At 55.9% G+C, this 6,028-nt stretch carries 3 protein-coding genes and 1 pseudogene; 2 read left to right on the forward strand and 2 right to left on the reverse strand.

The features are described 5' to 3' along the window. The first annotated feature begins 242 nt into the window (after positions 1 to 242). Positions 243 to 1,316 (forward strand): iron-siderophore ABC transporter substrate-binding protein, encoded by a 1,074-nt coding sequence (locus tag B142_RS0108700; RefSeq protein ID WP_018121159.1) that lies wholly within the window; start codon positions 243 to 245, stop codon positions 1,314 to 1,316. Positions 1,317 to 1,461: 145 nt separating this feature from the next. On the opposite strand, the gene B142_RS0108705 is transcribed toward B142_RS0108700, so the two are convergent. Beyond that, entirely contained in the window at positions 1,462 to 3,333 is a 1,872-nt protein-coding gene (locus B142_RS0108705; RefSeq protein ID WP_018121160.1) for a long-chain-fatty-acid--CoA ligase, read from the reverse strand. A gap of 217 nt (positions 3,334 to 3,550) precedes the next feature. Further along, positions 3,551 to 5,344, reverse strand: coding sequence for a long-chain-fatty-acid--CoA ligase (locus B142_RS0108710; protein ID WP_018121161.1), 1,794 nt, complete (start codon positions 5,342 to 5,344; stop codon positions 3,551 to 3,553). Between the two features lie 468 nt (positions 5,345 to 5,812). Between B142_RS0108710 and B142_RS0108715 the strand changes: the two are divergent. Continuing rightward, a pseudogene (locus tag B142_RS0108715) lies at positions 5,813 to 6,028 on the forward strand (helix-turn-helix domain-containing protein); the annotation flags it as partial.

Raw genomic sequence — 6,028 nt, forward strand, 5'->3', positions numbered from 1 at the left:
AGAGATCGACACTAAGGTAAGGCTTCAGATGGTTCAATGAATGAAGTCTGTGAATTTCTTGTTATTTTGATGGTTAAGGCCGTTTCTGGTGTCTACTAGTTTAAATAGGGAAACCTTGCATGATGTGTTGAGTACCCTATATCCTGAAAATGCTTATCAGACTTTCTGATGGCCTTACTGAAAAGCCGTGGCAACGATGAATCGTATCGAGATGCGCGGAATCAACGAAAGAAGGAATGAGCATGTCATCTTTTGTGCCCCATTCGGTGTTGCATGCAAGTAACCGTAGAGGTTTAATCGCCCGTCTTGCAGCTATTATTTCATCTCTGACTTTGGTGTTTGGCCTTGCAGCCTGTGCTGAAAGTGGCGAGAACCAAGAAAAAGCTGAAGCGAACCCCGGAGATGCCCGCACTATCGAGCACGCTTTAGGCGTTGCTGAGATTGAAGGGAATCCAGAACGTGTCATTACGCTGGGGCAAGGTTCCACTGAAACTGCACTTGCCCTCGGTGTGGTTCCAGTAGCCGTTGAATCTTATGAGTGGGGTGCCGATGAGTCTGGTTATTTACCATGGGTTAACGAAGAACTGGAAGAACTAGGTGTCACAGACGACGAGAAACCTGAGCTAATCGCAGGTGGTGAGGAACTCAGCGCCGAGAAGATTGCAGCTCTAGAACCGGATCTTATCTTGGCGCCATGGTCCGGCCTCACCCAGGAACAGTACGATCAGATTAGTAAAATTGCCCCGACGGTTGCCTACGAAGAAGAGCCTTGGGTGATCACCTGGGACGAACAGATAAAGACTGTCGCGAAGGCGCTGGGAAAAGAGGATCAGGCGCAAGGCTTGATCGACGGCATTAATGCAGAATTCGCGGATGCGAAAGAAGAATCCTACGGTGATCACACCTTCAGTTTCATTTACAACGCAGGTGTAGGAAACTACGGCATCTTCTTGCCTACAGAACAACGTGTGCAGTTTGTTTCCAAGCTTGGTCTTCAAGTCGACCCCGTCGTCGAAGAATTCCGCGACAGCGTCGTTGCAGGTACTGATTCCGCAACTGTCAGTGCAGAAAACCTTGATAAACTCAATGATTCTGATCTCATCTTCACCTTCTATACGGATGAAGATTCCCGCAAGGAATTGCATGCTGATGCTACCTACTCCAGCATCGCTGCTATAGCGAAGGGTGCAGAAGTAGCTCCAACTGATCAGTCTTTTGTCACAGGTTCCTCCATGATTAACCCATTGACTGTTCCTTGGGCGATTGATCGGTACAAGGAAAAGATTGACGAAGCTCTCGTGAAAGCTGGTAAATAAACTAGTTATGGGTCCGCGAGCTATTCAATAAGTAACGCGCACTGAATAAAAGACCACCTCGGAAAGCTAGGATTAGCCTTCCGAGGTGGTCTTCGCCTTGCAAAGTGGGGTTAAACGCCAAAAGTGTACGCCTCGGTCTGCCCAGTTATGTTTCGTCCGGCTGGGCGTCGGCAAGATCTTCTACCTCGACACCCTCCACGTCAGATTCTTGGTGGTCTGGCTGCTCATCGAGCGGCTTCGCCTTACCGGAAGTATCGGAATCATCGGAGCCGTCTGTGTCGTCGTCGGCGGCGTCCTTCTCCTTCGGCACCAGGCCCAACATATCCAGCAGGTCGGCCTGAACTTCGCGGCGGCGCAGCTTACCAATCTGGTCAGTAGCCAGCTCCTCGAAGTGGTAGAAGGTGCGCGGAACCTTGTATGCAGTCAGGCGCTCGCGGCAGTAGTCCTTTAGTCCATCCGGGTCCAGGGCGGCGCCTGCCCGCAGAACCACACAGGCTACGACGTCTTCGGAGCCGTCCTTACGCGGACGCCCCACGACGGCGCACTCTTCCACATCAGGGTGCTGGCCCAGGCAGTCTTCGACCTCGCCAGGGTAGACGTTGAAACCACCGGTGATGATCATTTCCTTAATGCGGGAAACAATGCGCACGAAGCCATCTTCTTCCATCACAGCCATGTCGCCGGTGCGGAACCAACCATCATGGAAGGCGTTTTCCGTGGCTTCCTCATTGTGCAGATAGCCTTTGAAAACCTGCGGGCCGCGGCCGAGCAGCTCGCCTTCCTCGCCATCCGGCATGGTCTCTTCCAAATTATCCGGGTTGGCGATGCGTACCTCAGTATCCGGGAAAGGGATACCGATATAGCCCGGACGCCGGTTTTCCGAGTGCGGGTTACAACACAGCACCGGCGAGGTCTCGGTCAAGCCGTAGCCTTCCACCAGCAGGCCGCCGGTGCGCTGTTCCCACTTCTCGACGGTGTCTTCCGGCAAGGGGGCGGCACCGGAAATGGAGTTGGTGATGCCCTTGAGATCAATGTTCTGCTTCTCGGCTGCCTCCATAACCTTGGAGTACAGCGTCGGCACGCCAGGCATCCAGGAAGGTTTGCGGTTTTTGATGACGTCCATCAGCAACGGGATTTCTGGCTTCGGTACCAGCACCATCTCGCCACCCAGCGAGACCGCCAGGCCGGCGATCAGCGTTAGACCGTAAACATGGAACATTGGCAGAGCGCCCAGCACGCGCTCGTCCGGGTTGCGGCCCAAGGTAGGGAAGAACGCCAAGATCTGGGCGATATTCGCGGAAATATTACCCTGGGTGAGCTCTGCACCCTTCGGTGCTCCGGTAGTGCCCGAGGTGTAGAGGATCAGCGCTGTGGTTTCACTAGTGACACAATCAGGGGTACGGATTTCCCGCCCGTCGCCACCGAAAGCCTCACTGGCCAGGGACTCAAAAGAGATGGTGTTTGGGGCAAACTGGGACAGCTGCTTGCGTTTTTCGCGGATCGACGGCAGCGGCAGGTAACGCAGGGCCAGCTGCTTGGTGCGCGGCATCGCGTTGATCATGTTGACCGAAATGATGGTCTCCAGCGGAGTCTTGCTGCGCACCTGCTCCAACATGGGGGCGGCCTTGTCCCAGCAAATCGCGATGCGGGCGCCGTGATCCTGGAACAGGCCTTCCAACTCGTGGGCCGTATAGAGCGGGTTGTGCTCGACGACAGTCGCACCAATTTTCTGGATGGCATAAAAAGCAATAACGTGCTGCGGGCAGTTCGGCAACAGCACCGCCACGCGGTCTCCCGGACCTACGCCGAAGGCCTTCAGGCCGGCGGCGACAGCGCGCACGTTCTTGTCGAGTTCGCTATACGTCATCGACTCGCCAAAAAAGTACGTCGCCTGCCGGTGGTGGTTATTGGTCAGGTTGCTGTCGTACAAGCTCAGCAGAGTCTTGTGCTCGTATTTCGGCTTTTCCGGAATATCGCCGTAGTACTGTAGCCACGCCTTGGTATCCGAAGCGGTCATTGCTACCTCCTTGAGTAGGGGTGTTGTGCATCACACGATTTGAGATAACCCCACACTACCAATTGGTGAGTTGTTTCACATAACTAGTGTGGATTTCGTGCGAAGTTCCAGAAAACCCCAGCATACCGCGGTAAGTTACGCGAAAGGGGCTTGCCGACGGCTGCGGTGGCGCGTCGACAAGCCCCTTTCTGGTGCGGTTTTTACGAATCTCGATTCGTTAGTTGTCGGACTCTCCCAAACGTTCCAACAGGTCCGCTTGTACCTCACGTCGGCGGATCTTGCCCAGCTGGTCGCGGGCCAATTCCTCAAAGTGGTAGAAGGTGCGCGGAACCTTGTAGCGGGTTAAGCGCTGACGGCAGAACTCGCGCAAACCTTCCGGATCCAGCTCGGCGCCGTCGTTAAGAATCACGCAGGCGACCACGTCTTCGGAACCATCCTTGCGCGGGCGTCCCACCACGGCAACATCGGCGACGTCGCGGTGTGAACTCACAGTTTCTTCTACCTCCGCCGGGTGTACGTTGAAACCACCGGTGATGATGATTTCTTTCAGGCGTGAGACCAGCCGCAAAAAACCGTCTTCTTCCATGACTCCCATATCACCGGTGCGGAACCAGCCATCGTGGAAAGCCTCCTCGGTGGCTTCCGGCTTATTCAGATAGCCCTGGAACACCTGCGGGCCTTTGACTAGGACCTCACCCTCTTCACCATTGGGCATGGTCTCGTCGAGGTTGTTCTGGTTGGCGATGCGGATCAGGGTATTGGGCATAGGCACGCCGATAAAGCCCGGACGGCGATTCTCGTTGACTGGGTTAGCAACGATCACCGGCGAAGTTTCGGTCAGTCCGTAGCCTTCCACCAGCAGGCCGCCGGACAGCTTTTCCCACTCATCGACGGTGGCGGCAGGCAGTGGGGCGGCACCGGCAAACGAGTACCGGATGCCCTGCAAGTCGAGGTCTTTGTTTTGCGCTTCCTCGGCGATCTTGTCGTAGAGCGTCGGCACGCCCGGCAGCCAGGTGGGCTTGCGTTTTTTGATGGCATCCAGCATCAGCGGGATTTCCGGCTTCGGCAGCAGAATGATTTCGCCGCCGATGTAGACGGAAAGCGCTCCGATAAGCGTGAGGCCATAAACGTGGAACATCGGCAACGCGCCCATTAACGTTTCTGGCTTTTCGCCGATGCCCGGTAGCCAATACTTGGCCATCTGCACGTTGGAACAAATATTTCGGTGGCTGAGCATCGCGCCCTTTGGCGCGCCGGTGGTTCCCGAAGTGTAGAGGATGAACGCGATGTCATCTGGGGTAATCGTCGGCTCGGGTTCCAGGTGCTCGCCGGTGCCACCGATCGCGCCGTCGAGAAGCATGCCGTACGGGATGGCGTTGTCGGCTTTTGCGGTGAGCATATCGCGTTTTTCGCGTACCGACGGCAGCGGTAGGTAGCGCAAAGCCAATTGCTTAGTTGTTGGCATGGCCTCGACCATGTTGACCGCGATCAGGTTCTGTAGCGCAGTGCTGTGGCGGAGCGGTTCCAGGGACTCGGCAATTTTGTCCCAGACGATCGCGGTGCGCGCCTCGTGGTCTTTGAAGAGACCTTCCAGCTCATACGGGGTATACAGCGGGTTGTGCTCGACGACGGTGGCGCCCAGGCGGTGGATCGCGTGGATGGCAACGACGTGCTGCGGACAATTGGGAAGGATCACGGCTACGCGGTCACCCTTGCCGACGCCCAGTGATTTCAAACTCGCAGCTACCGCCCGGACCTGCTTGTCGATCTGTGCGAAGGTTTTGGTCTGGCCGAAAAACCAGGTTGCGTTGCGGTCCGGGTGTTTTTTGAGGTTTTCTACGTAGTTGTCGACGAGCGTGATTTCAGCGAGTTCGATTTCCGGTGGGCAGGCGTCGTTGTAATGCTGGAGCCAGGCGCGGCTTTCGAATGCTGTTGCTCCGCCGGTGGTGTCCTTGAGGGCGTGCTTCGGTGAGGTGCTCTCAGTGCGCGAGGAGTCTTCGGATGGAGACATGGGAAACAATCCTCCTGTGGTTGTCCTGTGGCGTTGATGGCCACGCCGGGTGCATGTGCTGCGAACCACGTGCATACGAACTAACAACCGGTAGCTAACGACCGCTAGCATTCTGTGACGTAAGTCTGTAATCTAGGTTGCAGTTTTGGTTCTGTAACCACAGTAGGCGATAAAAGTCTGGCTGGCTAGTATTGGTTCGTTTCCACTCACGAAATAGGTGGGTTTCTGCCTGCGACTGTGCGCGACTGTGTGTCTGTGTGCGTGCCGCGTGCGCGCCGCGTGCAGGCTAGCAGCGTGTGCGCCGTGTGCGGGCTAGCCTAGCTCTGTGATGTCTAGTGACTTCTTGGACTCGGAGTCCATTGACTTTTTGGACTCGGAGTCCAGTTAGTTTTTTGACGCGGAGTCCAGGAAGTTTATGGACAGGATGTCTAACGACTTTTTGGACTCTGGCTTGTTGACAATGTGGGGATGGCAATTCCCATTACTCTCCGCAAGAAGATAGCGGATTTCGACCCCATCCGTGAGGGCATCACGGTCCAGCAGTTCTGCAAGAACATCGGCGTATCGAAGCAGACGTACTACAACATCAAAGCACGTATCGCCGAACGCGGGCGGGCTGGCATCGTGCCGGATCGCACGGCACCGCTGAACCCGCGACGGGTCTACGATGACAAGAGTCGACAA

Origin of the sequence: Corynebacterium propinquum DSM 44285 (assembly GCF_000375525.1) — a bacterium.
Classification (GTDB): domain Bacteria; phylum Actinomycetota; class Actinomycetes; order Mycobacteriales; family Mycobacteriaceae; genus Corynebacterium; species Corynebacterium propinquum.